The organism is Caulobacter sp. AP07 (assembly GCF_000281955.1).
GTDB lineage: Bacteria > Pseudomonadota > Alphaproteobacteria > Caulobacterales > Caulobacteraceae > Caulobacter.
Genome location: NZ_AKKF01000019.1, coordinates 1 through 23,213, shown reverse-complemented (window position 1 = coordinate 23,213; position 23,213 = coordinate 1). Strand labels below are relative to the sequence as shown.

The 23,213-nt window shown below is 68.2% G+C and carries 19 protein-coding genes; 3 read left to right on the top strand and 16 right to left on the bottom strand.

Features of this window, described 5'->3' with window-relative positions; genetic code table 11:
- Window positions 1-66: 66 nt before the first annotated feature.
- The gene (locus PMI01_RS01940; RefSeq protein ID WP_035034006.1) at window positions 67-2,949 is read left to right on the top strand and encodes a TonB-dependent receptor; all 2,883 of its coding nucleotides are present in this window, start codon (window positions 67-69) and stop codon (window positions 2,947-2,949) included.
- Window positions 2,950-3,033: 84 nt separating this feature from the next.
- On the opposite strand, the gene PMI01_RS01935 is transcribed toward PMI01_RS01940, so the two are convergent.
- From PMI01_RS01935 to PMI01_RS01920, 4 genes are all read right to left on the bottom strand, one after another.
- Complete coding sequence (locus PMI01_RS01935) at window positions 3,034-4,404, bottom strand: glycosyl hydrolase family 28 protein (protein WP_035034003.1); 1,371 nt, start codon at window positions 4,402-4,404, stop codon at window positions 3,034-3,036.
- 358 nt (window positions 4,405-4,762) lie between these two features.
- Window positions 4,763-5,335 (bottom strand): RNA polymerase sigma factor, encoded by a 573-nt coding sequence (locus PMI01_RS01930; RefSeq protein ID WP_007662288.1) that lies wholly within the window; start codon window positions 5,333-5,335, stop codon window positions 4,763-4,765.
- Window positions 5,332-5,772, bottom strand: coding sequence for a Spy/CpxP family protein refolding chaperone (locus PMI01_RS01925; protein WP_007662286.1), 441 nt, complete (start codon window positions 5,770-5,772; stop codon window positions 5,332-5,334). Before PMI01_RS01925 ends, PMI01_RS01930 begins: the two co-directional genes overlap by 4 nt.
- On the bottom strand, window positions 5,769-6,062 hold the full coding sequence (locus PMI01_RS01920; RefSeq protein WP_007662284.1) for a hypothetical protein: 294 nt from the start codon (window positions 6,060-6,062) through the stop codon (window positions 5,769-5,771). Before PMI01_RS01920 ends, PMI01_RS01925 begins: the two co-directional genes overlap by 4 nt.
- 284 nt (window positions 6,063-6,346) lie before the next feature.
- Here PMI01_RS01920 and cueR point away from each other — a divergent pair, with 284 nt between their 5' ends.
- On the top strand, window positions 6,347-6,781 hold the full coding sequence (gene cueR, locus PMI01_RS01915) for a Cu(I)-responsive transcriptional regulator (RefSeq protein ID WP_007662283.1): 435 nt from the start codon (window positions 6,347-6,349) through the stop codon (window positions 6,779-6,781).
- 112 nt (window positions 6,782-6,893) lie between these two features.
- Here cueR and PMI01_RS01910 read toward each other — a convergent pair whose 3' ends face one another.
- The 12 genes from PMI01_RS01910 to PMI01_RS01855 all read right to left on the bottom strand — a co-directional run bounded on the left by PMI01_RS01910 (window position 6,894) and on the right by PMI01_RS01855 (window position 20,299).
- Window positions 6,894-7,232, bottom strand: a complete 339-nt coding sequence (locus PMI01_RS01910) for a copper-binding protein (RefSeq protein WP_007662281.1) — start codon at window positions 7,230-7,232, stop codon at window positions 6,894-6,896.
- A 151-nt stretch (window positions 7,233-7,383) separates the two neighbouring features.
- Window positions 7,384-10,524 (bottom strand): efflux RND transporter permease subunit, encoded by a 3,141-nt coding sequence (locus PMI01_RS01905; RefSeq protein ID WP_007662278.1) that lies wholly within the window; start codon window positions 10,522-10,524, stop codon window positions 7,384-7,386.
- Complete coding sequence (locus PMI01_RS01900; RefSeq protein ID WP_007662275.1) at window positions 10,521-12,047, bottom strand: efflux RND transporter periplasmic adaptor subunit; 1,527 nt, start codon at window positions 12,045-12,047, stop codon at window positions 10,521-10,523. The genes PMI01_RS01905 and PMI01_RS01900 overlap by 4 nt, the downstream gene beginning before the upstream one ends.
- On the bottom strand, window positions 12,044-13,264 hold the full coding sequence (locus PMI01_RS01895; protein ID WP_007662273.1) for a TolC family protein: 1,221 nt from the start codon (window positions 13,262-13,264) through the stop codon (window positions 12,044-12,046). Before PMI01_RS01895 ends, PMI01_RS01900 begins: the two co-directional genes overlap by 4 nt.
- 140 nt (window positions 13,265-13,404) lie before the next feature.
- On the bottom strand, window positions 13,405-13,644 hold the full coding sequence (locus PMI01_RS01890; RefSeq protein WP_007662272.1) for a hypothetical protein: 240 nt from the start codon (window positions 13,642-13,644) through the stop codon (window positions 13,405-13,407).
- 125 nt (window positions 13,645-13,769) lie between these two features.
- A complete protein-coding gene (locus tag PMI01_RS01885) occupies window positions 13,770-14,138 on the bottom strand; it encodes a hypothetical protein (protein WP_007662270.1) in 369 nt (122 codons plus the stop codon).
- Between the two features lie 73 nt (window positions 14,139-14,211).
- Window positions 14,212-15,141 (bottom strand): copper homeostasis membrane protein CopD, encoded by a 930-nt coding sequence (copD, locus tag PMI01_RS01880; RefSeq protein ID WP_007662268.1) that lies wholly within the window; start codon window positions 15,139-15,141, stop codon window positions 14,212-14,214.
- Between the two features lie 4 nt (window positions 15,142-15,145).
- Complete coding sequence (gene copC, locus PMI01_RS01875; RefSeq protein WP_007662266.1) at window positions 15,146-15,514, bottom strand: copper homeostasis periplasmic binding protein CopC; 369 nt, start codon at window positions 15,512-15,514, stop codon at window positions 15,146-15,148.
- A gap of 100 nt (window positions 15,515-15,614) precedes the next feature.
- The gene (locus PMI01_RS01870) at window positions 15,615-16,124 is read right to left on the bottom strand and encodes a DUF411 domain-containing protein (protein WP_007662264.1); all 510 of its coding nucleotides are present in this window, start codon (window positions 16,122-16,124) and stop codon (window positions 15,615-15,617) included.
- Window positions 16,125-16,158: 34 nt separating this feature from the next.
- Window positions 16,159-17,193: a copper resistance protein B gene (locus PMI01_RS01865; RefSeq protein ID WP_007662262.1), complete on the bottom strand. Its 1,035-nt coding sequence runs from the start codon at window positions 17,191-17,193 to the stop codon at window positions 16,159-16,161.
- Window positions 17,190-19,010, bottom strand: a complete 1,821-nt coding sequence (locus tag PMI01_RS01860) for a copper resistance system multicopper oxidase (protein WP_035033997.1) — start codon at window positions 19,008-19,010, stop codon at window positions 17,190-17,192. The genes PMI01_RS01865 and PMI01_RS01860 overlap by 4 nt, the downstream gene beginning before the upstream one ends.
- Window positions 19,011-19,153: 143 nt before the next feature.
- On the bottom strand, window positions 19,154-20,299 hold the full coding sequence (locus PMI01_RS01855; protein WP_007662259.1) for a GNAT family N-acetyltransferase: 1,146 nt from the start codon (window positions 20,297-20,299) through the stop codon (window positions 19,154-19,156).
- Between the two features lie 554 nt (window positions 20,300-20,853).
- Here PMI01_RS01855 and PMI01_RS01850 point away from each other — a divergent pair.
- Window positions 20,854-23,213: TonB-dependent receptor plug domain-containing protein (locus PMI01_RS01850; RefSeq protein WP_007662258.1), on the top strand; the 2,360-nt coding region annotated here is incomplete at its 3' end.

Genomic DNA, 23,213 nt, shown 5'->3' with positions numbered 1-23,213 from the left:
GCGCGCGGTTCTCACAGGGAGGGGAAAACCATGAGATCATCGTTCCAAGCGTATCGGCGCCTGTTCTTGACCGCCTCGACCGCCGTCCTGGCGGTGAGCGCGACGAACGCCGCGCACGCCCAGACCGCGCCGGCTCCGGCGAGCCAGGAGGTCGCCGTCGAAGAGGTGGTGGTCACCGGCATTCGGCAGAGCCTGCAATCGGCCGTGCAGGTCAAGAAGAACACCATGGAAGTGGTGGACTCCATCCGGGCCGAGGACATCGGCAAACTGCCTGATCCGAACGTGGCCGAAACGCTCACCCGCATTCCCGGCGTGCAGGGCTACCGCTACGGCGGCGAAGGCGCTTCGCCCGTCGGCGCCGGTTCGGGCCTGACCATTCGCGGCCTCTCGGGACAGACGGCTTCGCAGGTCGATGGCCGATCCTACTTCACCGCCGGCGGCAGCGAGTTCAACATCGAAGGCGCCATCCCGGGGATGATCGCCGGGCTCGACGTCTACAAGAACCCGTCGGCCGAACATATCGAAGGGGGCATCGGCGGCCTGATCGACATCCGAACCCGCCGACCGCTGGACCTGCCGAAGATGTCGGGCAGCCTCGCCATTTCCGGTCGCTACAACGACATGGTCAAGCAATGGCAGCCGGAGTATTTCGGCCTGGTGTCGCACGGCTGGGACGTGGGCGACGGCGAGATGGGCCTGTTGATCGGCGCCAACTACCAAAAGAGCTGGAACCGATCCGACAATGCGCCCGGCCCTGGTGGGACCAATCTTCGCCGCGTCGTTCGCGCCAACAGCGCAGAGTACCTTGGCAACGCCGCCTACAACCAGGCCTATGCCGGCCGCGGCGACGTCGCGTTCCTGGCCGACGTCGCCAACCCCCTGGCGCTGACGGCGACCGAGCGCGCCGGCCTCGTCAACATGGCCGGCGTCCAGATCAATGTGAACGAAGAGGACATCCAGCGCACGCGCAAGGGCTTTGCCGGGGCCTTCCAATGGAAGGTTCGCCCGGGCCTCGAATTCTATGTCGACGGCAACTACAACTCCTACCTCTATCACCAGAGCTACCGGTTCCTGAACGGCGCTGACAGCCGCTACGTGCAGAACCTCGTCACCACGCCCTTCAACACCACCGAGAGCCTGGCCAACCGCAACAGCAATGGCGGCGAGGACGCGACTCTGGCCGGACAGCGCTTTGGGAGCGGCACGCTCCTGGGGTCGAGCTTCTCCTCGATCGGCGGCGACGAGCACCGGCTCTACAAGACCTACATCCTGGCCGGCGGCGCCAAGTGGTCGCCGACCGATGACCTCGACCTGAAGGCCGACGTCTCGTACGTGAAGGCCGACCAGCATCAGGACAACCGCTCGGTGACGATGAATCCACGCGCGGGGCTGACCTGGGACGTGACCCGGACCGTCGGCGCTCCTCAGACCGTCGGCATCAGCGGGCCGAACCTGTCGAACCCGGCCAATTGGGTGCTGCTCAACTACGCCAACGGCGTCAATAACGTCTATGACGACGCCGGCCTGGCCGCGCAGTTCGACGGCAAGCTGCGCCTGCACGACAGCTTCATCCAGGATGTGAAGTTCGGTGCGCGCTACTATCGAAAGAAGTCGAAGTTCTACAACTACTCCTTCAGCGGCAAGAACCTGACCACCGACGGCCTGGCGCTGACGGCGACCCAGTCGAACGGCGTCCTGGCCTCGTCCGTCCAGGATCTGGTCGAAGGCTCCCACACCAACTGGTTTGACGGCGAAGCCGGCTACTCCGGCGGCTTCCTGACCTTCTCCCCCGACGCTCTGCTGGGGGACAATGTTCGCAACCGCTTCGCGCTGGCGGGCATTCCCGCCGAGGACTCCATCCCGGAGGTGCTGCTGTCACGCCGCAAGTCGGTGGAGGAGACGCTAGCCGGATACGGCGTCGTCGACTTCGCCTTCCTGAACGACCGCATCCGCGGCAACGCCGGTGTCAGGGTCGTCCAGACCAAGCTCGACGCCGAAGCTCGGATCACCGACTCCAGCGGCGCGACGCCGGTCATCGTTCCCAACAGCAAGAGCAACAGCTACACCGACGTCCTGCCGACCTTCAACGTGACGGGCTACATCCAGGACGACCTGCTGCTGCGCTTCGGCTTCGGCAAGGGCATGACCCGTCCCAGCGTCGCCGACATCAATCCGACCGTCTCGGTCAACCTGACGAGCGGCACCGGAACGCAAGGCAACGCCAACCTGCAGCCGCTGCGGGCCTACAGCTACGACCTGTCGCTGGAAAAGTACTTCGGTCCCACGAGCTACGCGTCGGCGGCGGTCTTCTACAAGAAGGTCGATGGCTTCCCGGTCGGTGTCGACAGCTGCCAGTCCGTACCGAGCTCTCTGCCCTACAGCGGCGTGACGCCCAACAACTGTCCGACGGGCCAGTTCCGCATCACCCAGGCCACCAACGCTGATCCGGGGTACGCCAAGGGCGTCGAACTCGCGGCTCAAACCTTCTTCGACGCCGATTTCGTGCCGTCGTTCCTGCACAACTTCGGCGTCCAGGGGTCCTATACCTGGGTCAAGACCGAGCTGCCGGTCTTGATCAACGGCGCCACCGTCAAGGTGCGTCAGCCCTTCCAGTCCGATCAGAACTGGAGCCTGGCCGGCCTCTTCGAGAACAAGCGTGTTTCGGCGCGCGTGGTCTACACCTACCGCTCCGACTACGTGCTCTTCGGCGTATCGCCCAACCCGGTCGATGGCCGCTACCTGAAGGGCTACGGCCTGCTCGACGCGTCGATGAACATCAACGTGCGTGACAACCTGACCCTGTCGCTCACGGCTTCGAACCTGACCAACAAGGCCCCGATCCGCTACGTTGGCGAGCCAGACAACGGCAACGACACCGACATCCTGCGCCAATACTTCATGAACGGTCGCGTCTACGGTGTGAGCCTTCGCTACAAGTTCGGCGGCTAGGGTCCCCGCGGCAAGTCCCTCCTGGGGCGCCGTCGATGACGGCGCCTCTCTTTTTTTTGGGGTGTTGGCCGCGAACGAACGCCCCTACCGAATCTTGAGCCCCGAGACGTCCCCGCCGACGATGATGTCGCCGTCTTCGGCGGTCCGGACGGGGCGATCGCCGATCCGAAGATTTTCGATCGTCACATTCCTCACGGCCGTCTGGGGCGACAATCCCGTGATGATCGACGGGCTGGGCATGCCCTCGCCGGTGAAGGCGATGTTGCGCAGCGTGACGCCATCGACGCCCCGACCGGCCGCCTTGTTGTAGCGCGGGTTGTTGCCGGCCACGATGTGGATGAGCTTGCCTTCCTCGATGCGGTCGACCCGGATGTCGCTGAAGGTGACGTCGCGGATCATGGTGCCGTCGCCCGAATAGACCGCCATCACGCCTTCCCAGTCCGGATCGTCCTCGTCCAGATTGGCGATGTCGATGTTGTCAAAGCTGATGTCCCGGATCGTCCGCGGGTGGGCGTTGTCGCCGAAGTGCCCGACATAGAGCGCGTGGGCGACGTCCACCCAGATTCGTATGTTCCGTACACGGATATCGAACGTATCGCCCGGCGGGTTGGGGTCGGGAACGCCGGTCTGCGCGGCCTTCTGGCGGCACAGCGGGCAGTCGGCGACCGCGTAGACAACGACTGCGTCGTCGGACACGCGCAGATATCCGTCCTCCACTTTCACGTGCTGGGAGGTGGAGATGTTGATCCCGTCGGACCACTTGCCGGATGTGAAGCCGGTGAGGTCGCGCACGCGGACGTTCTGCGAATTGCGGATATTCATGACCCGCGCCGCGTCCTTGCGGTCGCTGTTGACGATGATCAGCTCCGAGACGTCGATGTCGCGGGCCGTCTCGAGGTCGATGGCGCGACCAGGATCCCAGAGCAGGCCGCGACCGGAGATCTTCACGTTCTGGACACCGGCCAGGTCGAAGGCGCCCTTCAGCACCGCGCCGCCGTCCAGATAGATGTGCTGACCCGACTTCACCGGGAAATAGTCCGTCCCCGCCGGGGGCGTGTGCATACCGGGTCCGAAATAGACGACGTTTTCGCCGGTCGGTCGGGGCGAGGGCGGCTTGCCGGCGATGATGTGGAGGTTGTGCAGGCGATCGTCGTCGAACTGGAGCGAAAAGCGCTCCGGCTGGGTGAGCGTCATGCGCAGGATGGAGCCCTCGCGCTGGACCTTCACCGCGCTGGACAGCGGTGCGACCGACACCTGGTCGAACCGGCCGTTGTTCTTCATCACCTCGATCTCGACCGAGCCGTCGAAATCGAAATAGACCATCGAGGCGTTCTGGCGCGTGTCGGTATCGACCTGCACGCGGTACTCGTAGAGGTCCTGCCACGCCCCGCCGGACTTGCGGACGCGGACGGTGAAATCGTCGTTGTGCGCCGAATACAGGAGGGACGTCGGCACGGGGTAGGTTCGCAGAGCGTCCGCGAGCGCCGTTCCCGACGCGCTTCCAAACAACGTCGTCGCGATTAACGTCGTCGCGATACGCGTTGCCAGATGTTGCTTGCGACCCATGTATCCTCCCTGTCGCCGCCGGCTGGTCGAGCCAGCGGGGCCTTCGTTTTGGTATCGATACCTAAGTGATCGCTGGACGCAAGCCCGCCCGGGCCTGGTCGTCCGAATGTCGTGTTTTCGGAGCTGTTTCAGAATCCGCCACTAGCGCGTCGCCGCCGGCAATCCGTCGATGGCCCACTCGACGCCCTTCAGAGTCGTGCGGGGCCTCGAGTTCGTCATCGGTCGTGCGCTGCTCGCTTCCAAACGCCTAGGGGCCGCGAAGGACCGTAGGATCGAGGCTCGCGGCCAGGGCCTTGCGGGCGCGGTAGACCCGCGTTTCGATCGACTTGGCCGAGATGCCGAGGATCGCGGCGGCCTCGTGGTGGGACAGGCCTTCGAAGGCGGTCAGCAGTAGCGGCGCCTTCAGGGCGTCTGGCAGCCGGGCGACCGTCTGGTCGAGAAGGCTCATGGCCTGGCGCTGCTGCAACGCGTCGTCGGCCGCCTGGCCGGGATCGATTGCCGAGGCCAGATCATCCTCGCCACCGCCGAAGAAGAAGCGGCGAACGGCCATTCGGCGACCGCGATCGCGCGCCTTGTTGATGGCGATGGTGCGTAGCCAGGGCCCAAACGACCGCGCCGTGTCGTAGCGGCCCAGCGCGGTCCAGGCGGCGATGAAGGCCTCGTGGACGGCCTCGTAGGCTTCGTCGCTGTCGCCGGTATAGCGGCGCAGCAAGCGATAGAGGCCCTCCTTGTGGCGAGCGACCAGTTGCGAGAACGCTCGCTCGTCACCCCCCCCGGCCAAGGCCGCGAGCGCTTCGTCGCTCGGGTCGCTCGCGATCACTGGGCCTGTTCGGTGAGGTTCTTGACGACCGTATCGTCGAAGCGGGCGGCCTGCTGTGGCGTCAGCACGCCGCGCATGGCGATGACGTGCTGGATGCTTTCCTTCTGCAGCGCGGCCATCGCCATGTGGAAGCGGTCGATCGCCGCCTGGACCTTGGGCGTGTAGCTGTGCTGCTCCTGGATGGCCTGGGCCAGTTCGGCGTTGGCGGCGCGCATCTCCGCCTCGCGCGCCTTGCGCTTGGCCGCGTAGTCGCGTTCGAGCCCGTCGATCCGCCGCTCCTGGTCCGGGGTCAGGTCCAGCTTCTGGTGGACCATCTGGTGGAGCGGGGTGGCGTGGTGCATGCGCCGCACGACGTACTGGCCGCCGCCCCAGGCTCCGATCGCCGCGGCCAGCGTCGAAAGCACCAGGGTCAGGGCGATGCCGCGGGTGATGCTCACTCTTCGCCCTCGAGCAGGGTCGACGGCGCCAGGTGGGCCGAAACCGAGAAGGTGCTGAACTGTTGGGGCGTCGAGGCCGTGGTGGTCGCGGCCAGGCCGCCGGCCGTCACGCCCATGGCCAGGGCCAGGCCGATGGAGGCGACCCGGACCGGAGCCAGGGCGGCGCCGGTGTTCAGGTCGGCGCGGCGGCGCGCGATGCCCCGCGAAACCTCCAGTTCCAGACCGTCCAGCGAGCGGTCAAGCGGCTGCGCCGCCAACCGCCCGACGAGGTCATCGATGTTCAAGGTCATGTTCGGCCCTTCGTCCAGCAGATGTCCCGCCGACTATACGCAGCAGAACCCCCCGACCCCGCAAGTCTTGGCTGCACAATCGATCAGGACACCCTGGGGCCTTCGCCGCGCCCTGTCCTGAACCTTCCCGTGATTGGAACCGTGGGGGATCGCCCGGCGGAATTTCCGGAAGGCTTCGCCTGAGCGGCCAGGGTGGGTGGCGTTCCGATGAGGGGAAGGGCGCACCTGGCGCGTATGGGTTCGGAGACGCCGCGAAACACCGCCTTACCAAGGAGCCTCCTCGCATGAACATCGGACAGGCGTCCAAGGCTTCCGGCGTTTCGGCCAAGATGATCCGCTACTATGAGCAGATCAAACTGATTGCTCCCGCCGACCGGACCGAGGGCAACTACCGCAGTTTCAGCGACGACGAGATCAACCAGCTGCAGTTCATCCGTCGCGCTCGCTCCCTGGGGTTTTCGGTCGAAGAGATCGCTCACCTGCTGTCGCTCTGGAGCGATCGCGTCCGGCCCAACTGGGAGGTCAAGGCGATCGCCGACGGGCATGTGCGGGCGCTGGAGGCGAAGGTCGCGGAGATACGGGCCATGGCCGACACCTTGCGCGAACTCTCTCGGGGGTGCGCCGACGACGAGCGGCCCGACTGCCCGATCCTGGCCGATCTGGCCTCCGGTGTTCAGCCTCGGCGGGAGCCAGCCGTCTCTCGCGGTTTCCAGGCGTGAGCGCCGCGCGCGGCCAGCCTTCTTCGGGTCTTCGCCGGGTTCTGGCCGTCATGCCGTCGACCTCGCGCGGCCGTCCGCCGCGCTGACGCGTGGCGGACGGCCGCGTGTCGCGCTACTTGGCGGAAATCGCGACCACCTCGCCCGACCCGCCGATCGGCTTCAGCTTGAAAGTCACCGCCTGGCCGACCTTCAAGGGCTTGAGAAGAGCGGGCGCGGCCTTGAACTTCATGGTCATGGCCGGCCATTTCAGGGCCGGAATGGGTTGGTGCTGCAGGGTCACGAAGCCGCCCTTCGCGTCCAGGCCCTTGATCACGCCCTGGCCGTCCACGACCTTGGTCGTGGCGGGCATGGCGTCGTGCTGCATGCCGTGCATGCCATGCATGTCGGACTGAGCCAGGGCCGGTCCGGTCAGCGCCACGGTCAGGGCGGCGGCGGCAAGCAGGGTCTTCATGGTTTGTCTCTCCTGTCGGGCCGAAGGGTCGGGGAAGACCCTTCGGCGTCCAGGACATACGCGCCGCGCCCCCTCCATCCCTCAGGCAGGAGAAACCGGCTTCCGGTCCTTCCGCCCCAGCCTCGATCGCGCCGTGGTCCGGACGGCTTGCCTAGTCGATGATGGCCCGCGGGGCTCGGGGTCGCCGACGACGCAGCAGCAGGTAGCCGGCCGGGACGACGAACATCGACAGCAGAGGGGCGGTGAGCATGCCGCCGATCATCGGAGCGGCGATGCGGCTCATCACCTCGGAGCCGGCGCCGTGACCCCAGAGGATCGGCGCCAGACCCGCCAGGATCACCGCCACGGTCATGGCCTTGGGGCGCACGCGCAGCAGGGCGCCTTCGCGCACGGCCGTCTCGACCTGCTCGGGGCTGGGATTGGGCGGCAGAGCCTGCATGGCCTGCTTGAGATAGATCAGCATCACCACCCCGAATTCCGCCGAGACCCCGGCCAGGGCGATGAATCCGACGCCGGTGGCCACCGATTGGTGGAAGCCCATCAGATAGAGCGTCCAGACGCCGCCGGTCAGGGCGAAGGGCAGGGTGGCCATGATCAGTCCCGCCTCGTCGAAGCGGCCGAAGATGACGTAGAGCAGCACGAAGATGATCAGCAGGGTGGCCGGCACGACGATCTTCAGGCGGTCGGCGGCCCGCTGCAGATATTCGAACTGGCCCGAGTAGGAGAGGCTGACGCCCGGCGATGGCCTGACCTTCTGGTCGACGGCCTGGCGCAGGTCGCCGACCACCGAGGCCAGGTCCCGGCCCCGCACATCGACATAGATCCAGGTCGTCGGTCGCCCGTTCTCGCTCTTGAGCATCGGCGGCCCATCGGCGATTTCGACCCGCGCCACCGTGCCCAGGGTGATCTGCTGGCCGCCGGGCGTCAGCACCGGAAGAGCGCGCAGGCCTTCAAGGCTGCCGCGCAGTTCGCGCGGATAGCGGACGCTGATCGGGTAGCGGGCCAGGCCCTCCACCGTCTGGCCGATGGTCTCGCCGCCGATCGCCCCGGAGACGATCGACTGGACGTCGTCGATATTGAGTCCGAACCGCGCGGCGGCGGCCCGGTCGATACGGACGTCGACATAGCGCCCGCCGGTCAGCCGCTCGGCCAGGGCCGAACTGACGCCCGGCACGCCCTTGGCCACGCCCTCGACCTCGCGGGCGACGCGGTCCAGTTCGGCCAGGTTGGCGCCCGACACCTTGACCCCGATCGGGCTCTTGACGCCGGTGGCCAGCATGTCGATGCGGTTGCGGATCGGCGGGACCCAGACATTGGTCAGACCCGGGACCCGCACGCGCTGATCCAATTCCGCCACCAGCTTGTCGGGCGTCATGCCCGATCGCCATTGGTCGCGCGGCTTGAAGCGGATGGTGGTCTCGAACATCTCCAGCGGGGCCGGGTCGGTGGCGCTCTCGGCCCGGCCGGCCTTGCCGAACACGCTGTCGACCTCCGGCACGGTCTTGATCATCCGGTCGGTCCGCTGGAGGAGTTCGCCGGCCTTGGCCGCCGACAGGCCCGGCAGGGCCGAGGGCATGTAGAGCAGGTCGCCCTCGTCCATGTTGGGCATGAACTCTCCGCCTAGATGGGCCAGGGGCCAGGCCGTGGTGGCGAAAGCCAGCAGGGCGATCAGCAAGGTCAGCCTGGGCCGACGCATCACCCGATCGAGCAGCGGGCGATAGGCCGCCGTCAGCACGCGATTGATCGGGTTGGCGGCCTCGTCGGGAATCCTGCCACGGATCAGGTAGCCCATCAGCACCGGGATCAGGGTCACCGACAGGATGGCGGCCGCGGCCATGGCGTAGGTCTTGGTGAAGGCCAGGGGGCGGAACAGGCGTCCCTCCTGGGCCTGCAGCGTGAAGACCGGGATGAACGACAGGGTGATGATCAGGAGGCTGAAGAACAGGGCCGGTCCGACCTCGACGGCGGCCTCGGTGATCACCTTCCAGCGGGCGTCTCCCGCCAGGCTCTCGCCGGGATGATCGCGGGTCCAGCGCTCCAGCTTCTTGTGGGCGTTCTCGATCATCACCACGGCGGCGTCGACCATGGCCCCGATGGCGATGGCGATGCCGCCCAGCGACATGATGTTGGCGTCGACGCCCTGGCTCTTCATGACCAGGAACGCGGCCAACACCCCCAGCGGCAGCGAGATGATCGCCACCAGGGCCGAGCGCAGATGGCCCAGGAACAGCGCGCAGACCAGGGCGACGATCAGGAATTCCTCGAGCAGCTTGCCGGTGAGGTTCTGGACCGCGCGGTCGATCAGGCCCGAGCGGTCGTAGGTGGTGACCACTTCGACTCCCGGGGGCAGGCTCTTCTTCAACTCGGCCAGCTTGGTCTTGACCGCGGCGATGGTGGCGCGGGCGTTCTCGCCCGAGCGCAGGATCACCACCCCGCCGGCCACCTCGCCCTGGCCATTGAGCTCGGCGATGCCGCGCCGCATCTCCGGGCCGATCTGGACGGTCGCCACATCGCCCAGCCGCACCGGGACGCCGCTGGCCGCGGTCCTCAGCGGTACGGCCTGGAAGTCCTCGATCGTCTTCAGATAGCCGGTGGCGCGGACCATGTATTCGGCCTCGCCCAGTTCCAGCACCGAGCCGCCGGTCTCGGCGTTGGCGCCCTTCAGGGCGGCGACCACCTGGCCATGGGTGACCCCGAAGCTCGCCAGCTTCATCGGGTCGAGCACGACCTGGTACTGGCGCACCATGCCGCCGATCGCGGAGACCTCGGCGACGCCGGGCAGGGTCTTCAGCTCATAGCGCAGGAACCAGTCCTGCAGGCTGCGAAGCTGGCTGAGGTCATGGCCGCCGGTCTTGTCGACGAGGGCGTATTCATAGACCCAGCCGACTCCGGTGGCGTCGGGCCCAAGGGCTGGGCGAGCGCTTTCGGGCAGGCGCGCCTGGACCTGGTTGAGATACTCCAGAACCCGCGACCGAGCCCAGTAGAGGTCGGTTTTGTCGTCGAAGATCACATAGACGAAGCTGTCGCCGAAGAACGAATAGCCCCGCACGGTCTTGGCCCCGGGGACCGACAGCATGGTGGTGGCCAGGGGGTAGGTGACCTGGTTTTCGACCAGTTGCGGGGCCTGGCCCGGATAGCTGGTGCGGATGATCACCTGGGTGTCGGATAGGTCGGGCAGGGCGTCGATCGCGGTCGCGCGCACCGCCAGACCACCGGCGACGATCAAGGCCAGGGCCCCGAGCAACACGAAGAAGCGATTGGCGACCGACCAGCGGATCAGGGCGGCGATCATGACGGCGCTCCGACCTTGGCGATGCGGCGCACTGTCGGGCCGGCCGGCGGCTGGTCGAAGGCGAAGCTCACCTGGTCGCCGGGCTTGAGGCCCCGCAGCAGCATCGGATCGGCCCGGAAGGCCATGGTCATGGCCGGCCAGCCGATCGCCGGCACGGGGCCGTGGGAAAGCGTGATGCTGTCCTGGGCCACCTGTTCGACACGGCCGGTCGTCTCGGCTCGCGTGGATTTCACGACCGGCGCCGGCGCCATGTCGGGCGACATCGGCCGCCCCATGGCGGTCCCTGTTCCCGCCGTCGGCAGCGGCCGGATTTGCAAGCCCGCGAGGCTGGCCTCGGAATCGATCAGGAACTGGCCGGAGGCGACGACCTTCTGACCGGCGCTCAGCCCGGCCAGGATTTCGCTCTGGCCGCCAGCCTCGCGGCCGATCCTGACCTCGACGGCCTGGTAGCGGCCGCCCCCCGTCGACAGCATGACGATGGCGCGTGGGCCGGTGCGGATCACCGCCTCGGATGGCAACAGCAAAGCCGGGCGCGGGTCGCTGTCGAAGGTGACGACGGCGAACATGCCGGGCCGAAGCTTGCCGCCGGGATTGGGCAGCTCGATGCGGGCTTGCAGGGTTCGGCTGTCGCCCTGGGCCTGAGGCAGGATGGCCTGCACCGCGCCGCGAAGGGTCTTTCCGGGGTAGGCTGCGAAGGCGATGCCGACGGATTGGCCCTGACGAAGCTGACCGGCCTGGACCTCGGGCACGGCGGCGGTGACCCAGACGCGCGACAGGCCGTTGATCTCGGCCAGGGCCTGGCCCGTGGCCACGGTCATGCCGGCCCGGACGTCGAGCCTGGTGATCACCCCGCCCAGGGGGGAACTGACCGTGATGGTGGTTCGCGCCCGCCCGTCACGGTCGATGGCTGCGATCGTCCCCTCGGGCATGCCCAGCAGCCGCAGGCGCTGGCGGGCGGCGGTGGTCAGGGCCGCGTCGCCTGTTCCGCGGACCGCCAGATATTCGGCCTGGGCGCCGGCCCATTCGGGAACGAGCAGGTCGGCCAGCGGGGCGCCGGCCGCGATCACATCGTCGGGCGCGCGGCCATAGACCTTCTGTACGAAACCGCCGGACCGGGCCTGGATCACGGCCACGTCGCGCTGGTTGAACTCGACGACGCCTGTCGTCGTGAGCCCGCCGGCCAGGGCGCCCTGGCGGACTTCCACCGTCCGCAGGCCCAGGTTCTGGACGGCGGTTGGATCGATGCGGACCGCGGCCGACGGTCCGGCCGTGTCGTCTTCGCCGGCGTATTTTGGAACCAGCTGCATGTCCATGAACGGTGACTTGCCCGGCTTGTCGAAGTGCTGGGTCGGAACCATCGGGTCGTACCAGTAGAGAACCGCGCGGCCCGCGGCCGCGTCGGCGACCGTGGCGGGCGTCTTGCGGGCCAGGCCCAGGCCATAGCCGCCGCCGGCGGCCAGGACGGCGATGGCGGTTGCGCTCAAGGTCAGGGTTCGAGCCGAAACGGTCCGGGGCGGGCTCATCGCGCGACTCCATAGGTGAGGTTGATCCTGGCGCCGTCGCGGGCGACGAGGGCCTGCTTGTCGACGACCGAAAGCCTGGCCTCGGCCAGGTCGACCAGGGCGGTCAGCACCTCCGCCAGGCCCGCCCGGCCGGCGGCGTAGCTGGCGGTCTCCAGGTCGGCGCGCTGCTGGGCCAGGGGCGCGAGGTCCTGCTGGGCCCGCACCAGTTGCTCGTGGTGCATCTGGTGGTCGGCGAGATCAGCCTCCAGCGCGGCCACGAGTTCGCGCATCCCCGCCGCACGTTGGCTATCGGCCCCGCGGAGCAGGGCGTCCTGGGCGGCGACCAGGGGTTCGCGACGGGTCTTGCCAAACAGCGGCAGGCCGAAGGTCACGCCGACCGAGATCATGTCGCCATAGGCCCCGTCGCGCTTCTGGTAGGCGACATCCCAACTGGTGTCGGGATGGGCTTCGGCGCGGGCGGCGGCCAGCTGGGCGCGGGCCGACTGGCGCGCCGCGTCGAAGGCTTGCAGGGCGAGGTGATCGGCCAGGTCCGACCGCAAGGCCTGGGCGTCGATCGGAAAGCTCGGTTCCGGGCCGATGGCGAGGGGGGCGACTTCGCCGGTCCAGCGGGTCAGTTCGGCGGCGGCGCGAGCCCGGCCGGCCAGTAGCTCGCTGCGGCGATCGGCCAGTTGGACCAGCTTCTGGCGAGCCTCCAGGGTCTGGCCGGGACGGGCCTCGCCGGCTGAGAAGCTCGCGGGGGCGGTGTCGCGCAGCGGGGCCAGGGCCTGTTCGACCGCCGCCAGGGCCGCCAGCCTGCGGTCGGCGTAATAGAGGTCGATCCAGGCCAGGGCGGCGGCGAGGCGGACATCGCGCGCCTCCTGCGCCTGGCGGACATCGGCCGTGGTCACCCGCGCCTGGGCGGCCTGCCGGGCGGCCGAGCGCTTGGCGCCGCTGGGTCGCTCCTGCATCAAGCCGACGCTGACCATGGTCATGCTGTCGCCGGCGAAGGTCCCGGCCGGGGGACCGGATATCGGGAAGTTGTCCAGCCCGACCCGCAGTTTGGGGTCGGGCAGCTTGCCCGCCGCCTGGCCTTGCGACCGGGCGGCCTCCAGGTCGGCCGCCGTGGCGGCCAGGGCGGGCGATTGCTGGGCCAGCCGCTGGGCGGCCTCGTAAGTCAGGGGGCCGGCCTGGGCGGCGCTGGCCAGCCCAAGCCCCGCCAGAAGCAGGATGAGACGCATGAGAGGTCCTGTCGGATCGTGCGAACGATGTCGGCGAAGGGCCGGGCGGATGCCTCGGCGGGACGTTTGCAGCCGCCCCGCCGAGGCCGGCCGTCCAGGCGGCGAGAGGGGATCGCCCGCCGCCTGGGTTCAGCCGGTTCCTAGCCTCGGGGCGGAGCGGCGGCGGTAGGCTGGGCCGGGCCGGCCTTGCCGGGCGTCATTCCGCAATCGGCCGGCATGTCGCAGACGCGAACGGCGGTCCGGAAAACGTCCTTGGGATTGGACGGCGGGGCCTGCGTGCGCAGATGGCTGCAGGCGGGGAAGGAAGCGGCGAGGGCGGCCGAGGCGCTGAAGGTCAGGCCGGCGGCCAGGGCGCCGAGCAGGGTGTGACGCAGAGTCATGGGATCGTTCCTTGAAATCGTGATCTGAAAGGCCCGCGAGCGGGCGAGCGTCCGCGCCCGTCGGCCGCGCGCGAAAGCGCGGGACGGCAGGCGCGGAGGCGCGAGACCGGCGGCTTGGCCGGTCGCTAGATCAGCGATCTTGGAGGAGGATCTTCCTGGCCCGGGTCATGGGCCTGGCCGCTGGTGTTGGACCAGCGCGTTTCGACCCGGTAGGCGATCGGGGAATGGCCGATCGCACCCTCACCGGGCACGGCGACAGCCAAGGCGCAACTGGTCGCGCAGGCCCTGGCGCAGTCCTTGGCCGACATCGCCTTGCCATGGTCGCAGCAGGGGTCCTGGGCGGCGTCCGAAGCCGTGGCGGCCGCGGGCATGGCCATGCTGATCGCGCCCATGTCCATGCCCGCCATGTCGCAATCGGCCTGGGCGGCGTTGACTGCCAGCGGGCTGAAGGCGAGGGCCAGGGCGGCCAGGAAAGCGAGCGCGTGTCTCAGCATGGCGTCACCATAGCGCCGCCGATGGAGGGCGTCATCAGGCGTCGATGGCGGAAGGGCTTGCGGTTCGCCATGGTCAGAGCGCCGCCGGCGGGGCCAGCGTCCCCAGCCAGCTGACCAGGACCACGACCGAGAGACCGGCGGCCGATTCCACGGCGAGGCTTCGCTTCAGGGCCGCCAGGGCCGAAGCGGGATCGAGGTCGGCCAGCGCCTGCTTCAGCCGGGGCGTCAGCATGAAGCGGTTGAGCGCCGCCAGGCCCAGCATCAGTGCGAAGACGCAGAGCTTGGCCAGGAGCACGACGCCCCAGGCGGTCGAGACCGCCGCCATGACGTGGTCCGGCCCGACCAGGAACCAGCTGTTGACCAGGCCGGTCAGGACGAGCGTCGCCACGACCAGGGAGCCGACGCCGGAGAATCCCTCCAGCGCCCGATGGAGCGCGCGGACGCAGGCGGCCTCGGCCTGGCGCGCGCCCAGCACCAGAAGGAGCAGGGCGGCCAGCGCTCCGAGCCAGACCCCGGCGGCCAGAAGGTGGACGATGTCGGCGACCAGCCTGAACAGCCCGGCCGGGCCTTCGCCGTCGGCGCCATGCCCGCTCCAGGCGAAGCTGGCCAGGGTCACCGCGCCCAGCGCGGCGGCGGCGCGCCAGAGACTGGTCGAGGGGCGCAGGATCGCGGCCAGGGCCAAGGCCACCAGGCTGGCGGTCGCCCGGCTGAGGACCGAGGCGCCGAACTGGGTGCCGGTCGCCACCATCGTCAGGGCCTGCAGGTCGAGGGCGTCGGCGAGCGCGCCGGTCATCATCGCCGTCTGCGCCAGCAGCGCGAGGCCGCAGCCGATCGCCGTCAACAGCGCGGCGATCGCGACCAGCCTCCTGGTCCCGGCGCTGGACCGCGCCGCGCCGGGGCCGTCGGCGGGCAGGCCGTAGAGGTAGAACAGCGGCGCGCCAAACAGCGTCGCCGCTCCGGCATATTGGACGAGGCGCGCCAGGACGACGAGCAGCTCGGTCATCGCCCTAGCGGACCGTGAAGTTGTAGACGCCGTTCATGCGGTGGGCGTCGGCGGTGACCGCGTGCCAGCGGACCGTGTAGGCGCCGGGCGCGAGCGGCGCGGCCAGGGCTCCGTCGATGACCGTCCCGCCCTTGGCGATCGTGGTCTTGACCGGCACGGAGCCGCCGGAGGCCTTGGCGATCTCGAAACCGGAGAACTTTGGTTCGAGCTTCTCGCTGAACTTCAGGCTGATCGCCCTGGGGGCGGCGACCGTGGCGTCGGGCGCGGGATTGGCGCTCACCAGCTTGGCGTGGGCGGCGGCCTGGGAGGCGGCCAGCATCAGGCCGCCGGCGGCGATCGTCGCCAGGAGGGTCGAGGTGGTCTTGGTGGTCATCGGATGTCTCCAAGGTGCGACGCCCCGGTCGCTCGCAGATCATACGCGCGGCAAGGGCCTGGTCCCTCGCGGTGAAACGAAGAACCCGCTTCGGCGGGCGTCAGCCGTGACGGGCGAAAACCCGGGTCGCGCCCTTGGCGTCGAGCAGCAGCAGGGTGGCGTAGGGCTCGACGCCGGCCCCAGGCATTTCCATGCCGGGCGAGCCGATCGGCATGCCGGGAACCGCCAGGCCCAGCGCCTTGGGGCGTTCCCGCAGCAGACGCAGGATATCGGCCGGTGGCACGTGGCCCTCGATCACGTAGCCGCCGATCCGGGCGGTGTGGCACGAGGACAGGGCGTCGGCGACGCCATAGGTGGCGCGCACCGGGGTCAGGTCGTCGAGTTCGCTGATCGACGGCCTGAGGCCGGCCGCCTTCAGAGCCTCGACCCATTGGGTGCAGCAGCCGCAGGTCGGGGTCTTGTAGACCTGGATGGTCAAGGGCTCGGCGCCCTGGGCGCAGGCCGCCAGCAGGGTCGCGGCGCCGGCTCCCAGCAGCAGGGCGCGGCGCGCGCGGGAGACGGAACGGGTCGAGCGGGTCCCAGGTGGGACTGCGGAACGCGAGTGGCTCATTCTCAAGATCTCCTGCCGCGCGCGGCGGCCTTGGTCAGAACCAGGCGCGAACGCCGAGCACCAGGCGGGTGTCCTCGACACCTTCGCCGGCGGCGCGGGCGTAGTCGGCGGTCTTGCCGAACTTGCGCTCATGGGTGACGCCGACATAGGGGGCGAACTCACGGCGGATCTCGTAGCGAAGCCGCAGGCCCAGCTCGACGTTCGACAGGCCAGATCCCACGCCGGTCGACGCATCGTTCGACGCGGCGAGGTTGAGTTCGGCGCGCGGCTGCAGGATCAGACGCTGGGTGATGCGCTGGTCGTAGGACCCTTCCAGCCGCCCCGACAGGTCGCCCTTGTCGGACAGGAAGGCCGCGCCGCTCACCTCGAACCAGTAGGGCGCCAGCCCCTCGAACCCGAGGGTCGCATAGGTGCGGGCAGGGCGGGGCTGGAAGTCATGCCGCACCCCGGCCTGCAGATTGAAATAGGGACCGATCGCGCGGGAATAGAGGGCCTGGAGTTCAGCGTGATCGACGTCGCCACCGACGGCGCCTTCGCCTTCGGACTTGAGCACCAGGCGGTGGATGTCGCCGCCGAACCAGGCCTCGCCTTCCCAGCGATAGCTGTCCTTGCCGGATCGGGGCGCCCATTCGGCGATGTTGGCCATGACCATGGAACTGCTCGCGCCGCCGTGCTCGCGTCGCAACTGGGCTCGCGCGGCGGCCATCCTGGCTGGCGGGAACACCTGGTCGGCGGCATGTTCGCCAGGCGGAGGCGGCGGCGACCCCGGAGGGACCTCCAGGTCTCCGATGGTCGGGCCGGCCTCGGCGGGCGCGCTCATGTCCATGCTAGACATGTCATGGCCGGCGTGCGGATCGGCGTCGCCGGTCGCGGGCGTGGCCGGCCGCGCCGCCGCCGAGACGGGGGGCATGTCATGATGCTGGTGACCCGCGGCCCTGGGCTGGGCGGTTTCCTCGGTCGGCGCCGCGGGCAGGGTCATGCCCGGCATCGAAGAATGATCCATGGTCTGGGCGGCGACCGGCCCGGCCAGGATCAGCGGCAACAGTCCCATCAGGGTGAGCCGGCTCATGCCGCGGCTCCATCGAGGGGTCGCACGCTGAACACCTGAAACATGCCGCCGTGCATGTGGTAGAGCATGTGGCAGTGGAAGGCCCAGTCGCCAGGGTCGGCCGTGAAGTCCCAGGACACCTTGCCTCCGGGCAGCACGATCACCGTGTGTTTTCGCGGGCCGTAGCCGATCGGCGCATGGGTCAGCTCGAAGAAGTGGCCGTGCAGATGGATCGGATGGGCCATCATGGTGTCGTTCACCAGGGTGACCCGCACCCGCTCGCCCTTTTTGAAGGCGTAGGGCTGGGTGGCGTCGCTGAACTTTTGGCCGTCGAACCCCCACATGAAGCGCTCCATGTTGCCGGTTAGCCGGATTTCCAGGGCGCGGGTCGGGGCGCGGGTGTCGGGGTTGGGCGTGACGGCCAGCAGGTCCTTGTAGACCAGCACCCTGTGGCCGACGCTTTCCAGGCCTTGGCCAGGCTCCCCGGTACGGTCGATCGGCATCGGCGTGATGGTCTGCACGCCGGGCCCAAGCTTGATCTGCGGAGCGTTCAGCGGGTCGCGCATCGACATCTTCATGCCGCCCATGTCGCCCATGATGTCGGAGCCGCGCGGCTTGGGCGCGGCCATGCCGGGCGCTGCGGCCATCACCGCCATGTCATGACCCATGGCGGCGTGGTCCATGCCCGCCATGGCGTCCGGGGCGCCGCCCATGCCATGCATGGCGCTCATGTCCATGCCCATGTCCTTCATGGTGGCCAGCGGACGCTCGCGTAGCGCGGGGACCGGCGCGGTCATGCCCGCGCGCGGGGCCAGGGTGGCGCGCGCCATGCCCGACCGATCGACGGCCTCGGCCACCAGCGTGAAGGCCTGGTCCTGCGTCGGCTGGACGATGATGTCGTAGGTCTCGGCGTTGCCGATCTGGAACTCGTCTACCTCGACAGGGCGCACCGGCTGCCCGTCGGCGGCCACGACGGTCATCTTCAGGCCGGGAATGCGAACGTTGAACATCATCTGGGCGGCGGCGTTGATGAACCGCAGCCTCACCCGCTCCCCGGGGGTGAACAGGCCGGTCCAGTTGTCGGCCGGACCATGGCCGTTGACCAGGAAGGTCATCACCGCGCCGGTGACGTCGGAGATGTCGGTGGGGTCCATGCGCATCTTGCCCCACTCCATCCGCTCCTGGAGCGTCTGCTCCTTGCCGGCCAGCAGGCTGGAGAGGGTCTGCTTGTCGTAGTTGAACACCCCGGCCTGCTGCTTCATGCGCTTGAAGATCCGGTGGGGGTGCATGAAGCTGAAGTCGGAGAGCACGATCACGTGCTCGCGGTCATGGCCGATCGGATCGGGGTCCGCCGGCTCGATGACGATGGGGCCGTAGTGCCCCTCGGCCTCCTGCAGGCCCGAGTGGCTGTGATACCAGTAGGTGCCCGACTGCTTGATCGGGAACTCGTAGACGAAGGTTTCGCCCGGCGGAATGCCGGGGAAGCTGACGCCTGGAACGCCGTCCATCTGGAAGGGCACCAGCAGACCGTGCCAGTGGATCGAGGTCTCCTCGTCCAGGGTGTTGGTCACCGAGAGCCGGACCGTCTGGCCTTCCTTCAGACGGATCAGGGGGCCGGGTGTCATCCCGTTGATGGTCACCGCGTGGCTGGTCTTGCCGTCGATCGTCACCGGCGTGTGGCCGATGGTCAGCTTGATGTCCTGGCCCGACACCGTGGGCAGGGTCGAGGCCAGGCCCGGCGTCGCGCTCTGCGCCCAACTCGGGAGGAGAGCTCCGGTCGCGAGGCCCGCGCCCATCACGGCGGCGCCTCGCAACAACTGCCGGCGATCAAACTTCATCGTCAAAAATCCTACGCAACGGGCGACCGGAATCTCGTCCAACGCGACCCCGTCCTGCCAATACGTCCGGGGGCGGGGCGAACCCTCACCGTTTCCGGCGTTTGGTGGTCGCGTTCCAAAGTAGGAGCGCCGATCCGCCAGGTTCAGGAAGGCTCGTGATCGGGGGCGGCGCGCCGGCGGCCCTGGCTGGCCACGGCGAACGCCAGGCCCCGCAGGCGGCCTGTCAGGGTCAGGTCGACCCTGGCGATGGTGTCCATCCGTCGCCGCAAACGGCCGACCGGTCCGGGCCCCTCGGCGCCGGCCAGCAGCCAGGCGGCGTCGATGGAGCGAGCGACGCCGCCGGCAAAGCTGCCGGCCGTCGCCAGGCCCGAGGTCACGATACGGGTCCGCAAGGCGTAGGCGCGCTTGTAGTGATCGTGACCGCAGCCCAGGTCGTAGGTCGTCAGGCCCAGGGCGGGCATGGCCGCGATCGCCCGGGGGAAGAACTGATGCCCCGGCGACCACGGCCCGTAGTCTGGGTGGGTGGAGGCGATCCAAGGGTGAAAGACCTCACCCTGGCGTACACCAAAATGTCCCGCCACCAGGGTCTGGCCGGCATAGAGGCAGATCATCAGGCCGCGGAGCTCGCCCTGCTGACCGTCGAATAGCCGGGTCACCAGGTCGCGCGACCAGGTAGCGCCCAGGAAGTCGTGGGTTCCGGTGCGCCTGAGCTGCTCGCGCTTCCAGTCGATCAACTGGTCGAAGGCCGCGCGCGACCGGTCGTCGGCGACGAGGCGCACGGGGCCGCGTTCACGCTCCAGCTTGGCGCCTAGCCGGCGATAGTTCTTGATCTTCTTGGGATTGGCCGCCCGGACCTGTTCCAGATAGGCCTCGGGACCGTCGTCCGGCGTGATCACGTGGCTGATTTGATCCGCGCCGGGGGCGAACACCCCGAATGGATCGACCAGGCCGCCGAAGCGGAACGCCGACAATCCGGTGGCGGCGAGGGCGTCACGGCCGTCGAGCCTGGCGTCGGCGACGCCGACCAGGGCGTGATAGTCCGACAGCGGCGCGCCGATCGGCCAGGCCTGGCCGTACGCCCGGCGGTGGTAGGGCAGGTAGCCCAGCACGCGGCCCTCGCGCCGAAACACCGCCACCCGCGCGTCCGGCCGAAGGGCTCCGACCGCCTGGGCGAAATCCGGGCCAAGCAGAGGGCTGCGAAACTCGGGCCGCGCCGCGGCCATGGCGCGCCAGGTCTCGACGTCCTGACGGCCCAGCATGCCTGGATGAATGGTTTGGACCTCAAGCATCGCGACCTCCTGGATCCGAACGACCGGAAACCTGGGTTTGGCCAGAACGCCCAGGTTCTCGCGGGCTCAGGATGGAGGCAGTCTGGCGCCGAGACCTTACCGTCCCGTAAAAGTAATTTTCAACATTGCCATGATTGGAAAGTTTATCGTCCCGTATTGGCGAGTTGAGTGGCACCATTAATTCGATGATAGGTAATCATGAACCTTACAATGGTGGTATAGTGTGGAATATGGTGGGATGATTGCCCGGTAATCAATGGGTGATATTCCGTGACAATTTCAGCACATTTGTGTTCTGGGGGTGTGGATTGTGATTTATTGCAAAATAGTCATGTTGTTGTAGAAAATGTTGAGAAATGAGGTAAAATATTGCGTGGTTTTGGGGTTTTTGCCGACGATCTCGTGCGAGGTGGTGAGTGGTGGCAATTGCGAACCCCGTTTCGACCTCCTCAAATGTATATACATAGATTGACTTGATCCCGGACGAACCCGGAACCTCGCCCGACGTGACCGCCAAGGGGACGGCGGACGGGCCATGAGGTGAGGGGATCGCCATGAAACTGATCGACAAACGAACTCTATTGGCGAGCGTCGCCGCGATGGCGACGCTGGTCGGCGCCGGACAAGCCTTCGCGCAGGCCGTCGAGGCGGCCACCGTGGACGAGGTGATCGTCACGGGCAGCCGGATCAAGCGCGCCGACATCACCGGCGTGGGCCCAGCCACCGTCATTTCCCAGGAGCAGATCGAGCGGACGGGCCTGACCAATGTCGAGTCGTTGCTGCAGCGCCTGCCGGCCTCGGCCGGCGCCGCGGGCAACCAAGGTAACGCCTATTGGACCGGCAACGGCTACGGCACCGCCCAGGTCAACCTGCGCGGCCTGGGCATCAACCGCACTCTGACGCTGATCAACGGTCGCCGGGTGGTGAACGGCGGCACCGGGGCCAATAGCGCGCCCGACCTCAACATGATCCCGACGGCGATCATCAGCCGCATCGACGTGCTCAAGGACGGCGCCTCGGCGATCTACGGCGCCGACGCCGTGGCCGGCGTCGTCAACATCATCACCCAGAACAGCTTCGAGGGCCTGAAGCTGTCGGGCAAGTACGGCGTGACCGACGAAGGCGACGGTCAGGACTATACCGTCGACGTGCTTTGGGGGATGCGCAACGCGCGCGGCGGGGTGACGGCGGGGTTGACCTACCAGAAGACCGAGGCGGTCAACCTGGCCAGCCGGGCGCCCTGCGGCCTGGGCGAGGTCGGTGGCCAGCTGATCTGCATCTCCAGCGCCTCGACGATCGGCGGCCGTGCCGTGCTGCCGGGCGGCCAGCAGATCAATTTCAACCAGACTCCTGGCGGCAACGGCAATTTCTACGAGCCCTACAGCGCCGCCAAGCACAACTTCAACTCCAACCCGTTCCTCAACGCCGTCAGCCCGATCGAGCGGATCAGCACCGCCTTCCTGGCCGACTACAAGCTGACCGACACCGTCACCCTGTTTGGCGAGCTGTTCTTCACCCACCGGGAAAGCCACCAACTCGCCACGCCGGGCACGCTGCGCAACCTGGCGATTTCGGCCAGCAACCCGACCAATCCCACGGGGCAGAACATCACCCTGCTGCAGCGCCGCCTGGCCGAGCCCGGCCCGCGGATCTTCTCGCAGGAGACCGACACCTACCGCTTCGTCGGCGGGGCGCGTGGCGCGCTGACGGGGGACTGGACCTGGGAGGCGGCGGCCAACTGGGGGCGCAACACCGGGATCGACGCGACGAGCAACGTCGCCAATCTCGAACACGTGCGAAATTCGATCAACACCGGCGTTTGCAGCACCACCCCCGGCGCGGCGATCCCGTGCGCCGATTATCTCGGCTATGGCGACCTGACGCCCGAGGCCCTGAAGTACATTCTGTTCAATTCCCGCGACACCGGCGGCAATGAGCAGAAGAGCGTCACCGCCGACGTCACCGGCACGCTGCTGAGCCTGCCGGCCGGCCGTCTGGCGGTGGCCGCCGGCGTCGTCTATCGCGACGAGAAGGGTTGGCGCGATCCGGACGCCCTGACGGTGCTTGGGGTCGCCAACACCAACCAGCAAGATCCGATCTCCGGCTCGGTGACCGCCAAGGAGGCCTATCTGGAGCTTTCGGCGCCGCTGCTGGCCAACCTGCCGATGGTCCAGAGCCTGGAGCTCGACGCGGCGGTCCGCTACTCGGACTACAACCTGTTCGGCTCGAACGAGACCTACAAGCTCGGCCTCAACTGGGCGGTGGTTCCAAGCCTTCGCCTGCGCGCCACCTACGGCACGGGCTTCCGTATCCCCAGCGTGCCCGAACTGTTCGGCGGCGTCGCCGAGGGCAATCTGACGACGACCGATCCGTGCAGCCGCTACGCCAGCAGCGGCAACGCCACCCTGATCGCCAACTGCCAGGCCACCGGTGTGCCGGCCAACTATGTCCAGTTGGGCAATACGGTGCTGACCACCGTCGGCGGCAACCAGAACCTGCAACCGGAAACCGCCAAGACCCTGACGCTCGGGGCGGTGATCCAGCCGCCGATCGTTCCGGGCCTGTCGGTGACCGTCGATTACTTCGATATCGAGATCAAGGACGCCATCCGCTCGATCCCCGGCTCGACCAAGCTGGCGGTCTGCTACGCGACGCCCAACCTGGCCCACCCGTTCTGCGGCGCTTCCAACTTCACCCGCAGCCCGCTGACCGGCGAGGTCACCTATCTTTCCGCCCAGCCGACCAACGCCGGCCTGGAGAAGATGCGGGGCGTTGACGTCGGGGTTCGCTACGACTTCGACATCCGCGACCTGCGCGCCAGCCTCGACTGGAACACCACCTACCTCGACAGCTATGTGGTGACCCCGTTCCAGGGCGCCGATCCCATCGTCTTCGACGGCCATATCGGCGGCGG

Coding starts and splice junctions, on each gene's coding strand:
- copD (WP_007662268.1), bottom strand. CDS start 15,141: ATGACCGAGCTGCTCGTCGTCCTGGCGCGCCTCGTCCAATATGCCGGA.
- PMI01_RS01870 (WP_007662264.1), bottom strand. CDS start 16,124: ATGAGCCACTCGCGTTCCGCAGTCCCACCTGGGACCCGCTCGACCCGT.
- cueR (WP_007662283.1), top strand. CDS start 6,347: ATGAACATCGGACAGGCGTCCAAGGCTTCCGGCGTTTCGGCCAAGATG.
- copC (WP_007662266.1), bottom strand. CDS start 15,514: ATGACCACCAAGACCACCTCGACCCTCCTGGCGACGATCGCCGCCGGC.
- PMI01_RS01890 (WP_007662272.1), bottom strand. CDS start 13,644: ATGACTCTGCGTCACACCCTGCTCGGCGCCCTGGCCGCCGGCCTGACC.
- PMI01_RS01895 (WP_007662273.1), bottom strand. CDS start 13,264: ATGCGTCTCATCCTGCTTCTGGCGGGGCTTGGGCTGGCCAGCGCCGCC.
- PMI01_RS01885 (WP_007662270.1), bottom strand. CDS start 14,138: ATGCTGAGACACGCGCTCGCTTTCCTGGCCGCCCTGGCCCTCGCCTTC.
- PMI01_RS01865 (WP_007662262.1), bottom strand. CDS start 17,193: ATGAGCCGGCTCACCCTGATGGGACTGTTGCCGCTGATCCTGGCCGGG.
- PMI01_RS01910 (WP_007662281.1), bottom strand. CDS start 7,232: ATGAAGACCCTGCTTGCCGCCGCCGCCCTGACCGTGGCGCTGACCGGA.
- PMI01_RS01920 (WP_007662284.1), bottom strand. CDS start 6,062: ATGACCTTGAACATCGATGACCTCGTCGGGCGGTTGGCGGCGCAGCCG.
- PMI01_RS01855 (WP_007662259.1), bottom strand. CDS start 20,299: ATGCTTGAGGTCCAAACCATTCATCCAGGCATGCTGGGCCGTCAGGAC.
- PMI01_RS01860 (WP_035033997.1), bottom strand. CDS start 19,010: ATGAAGTTTGATCGCCGGCAGTTGTTGCGAGGCGCCGCCGTGATGGGC.
- PMI01_RS01905 (WP_007662278.1), bottom strand. CDS start 10,524: ATGATCGCCGCCCTGATCCGCTGGTCGGTCGCCAATCGCTTCTTCGTG.
- PMI01_RS01900 (WP_007662275.1), bottom strand. CDS start 12,047: ATGAGCCCGCCCCGGACCGTTTCGGCTCGAACCCTGACCTTGAGCGCA.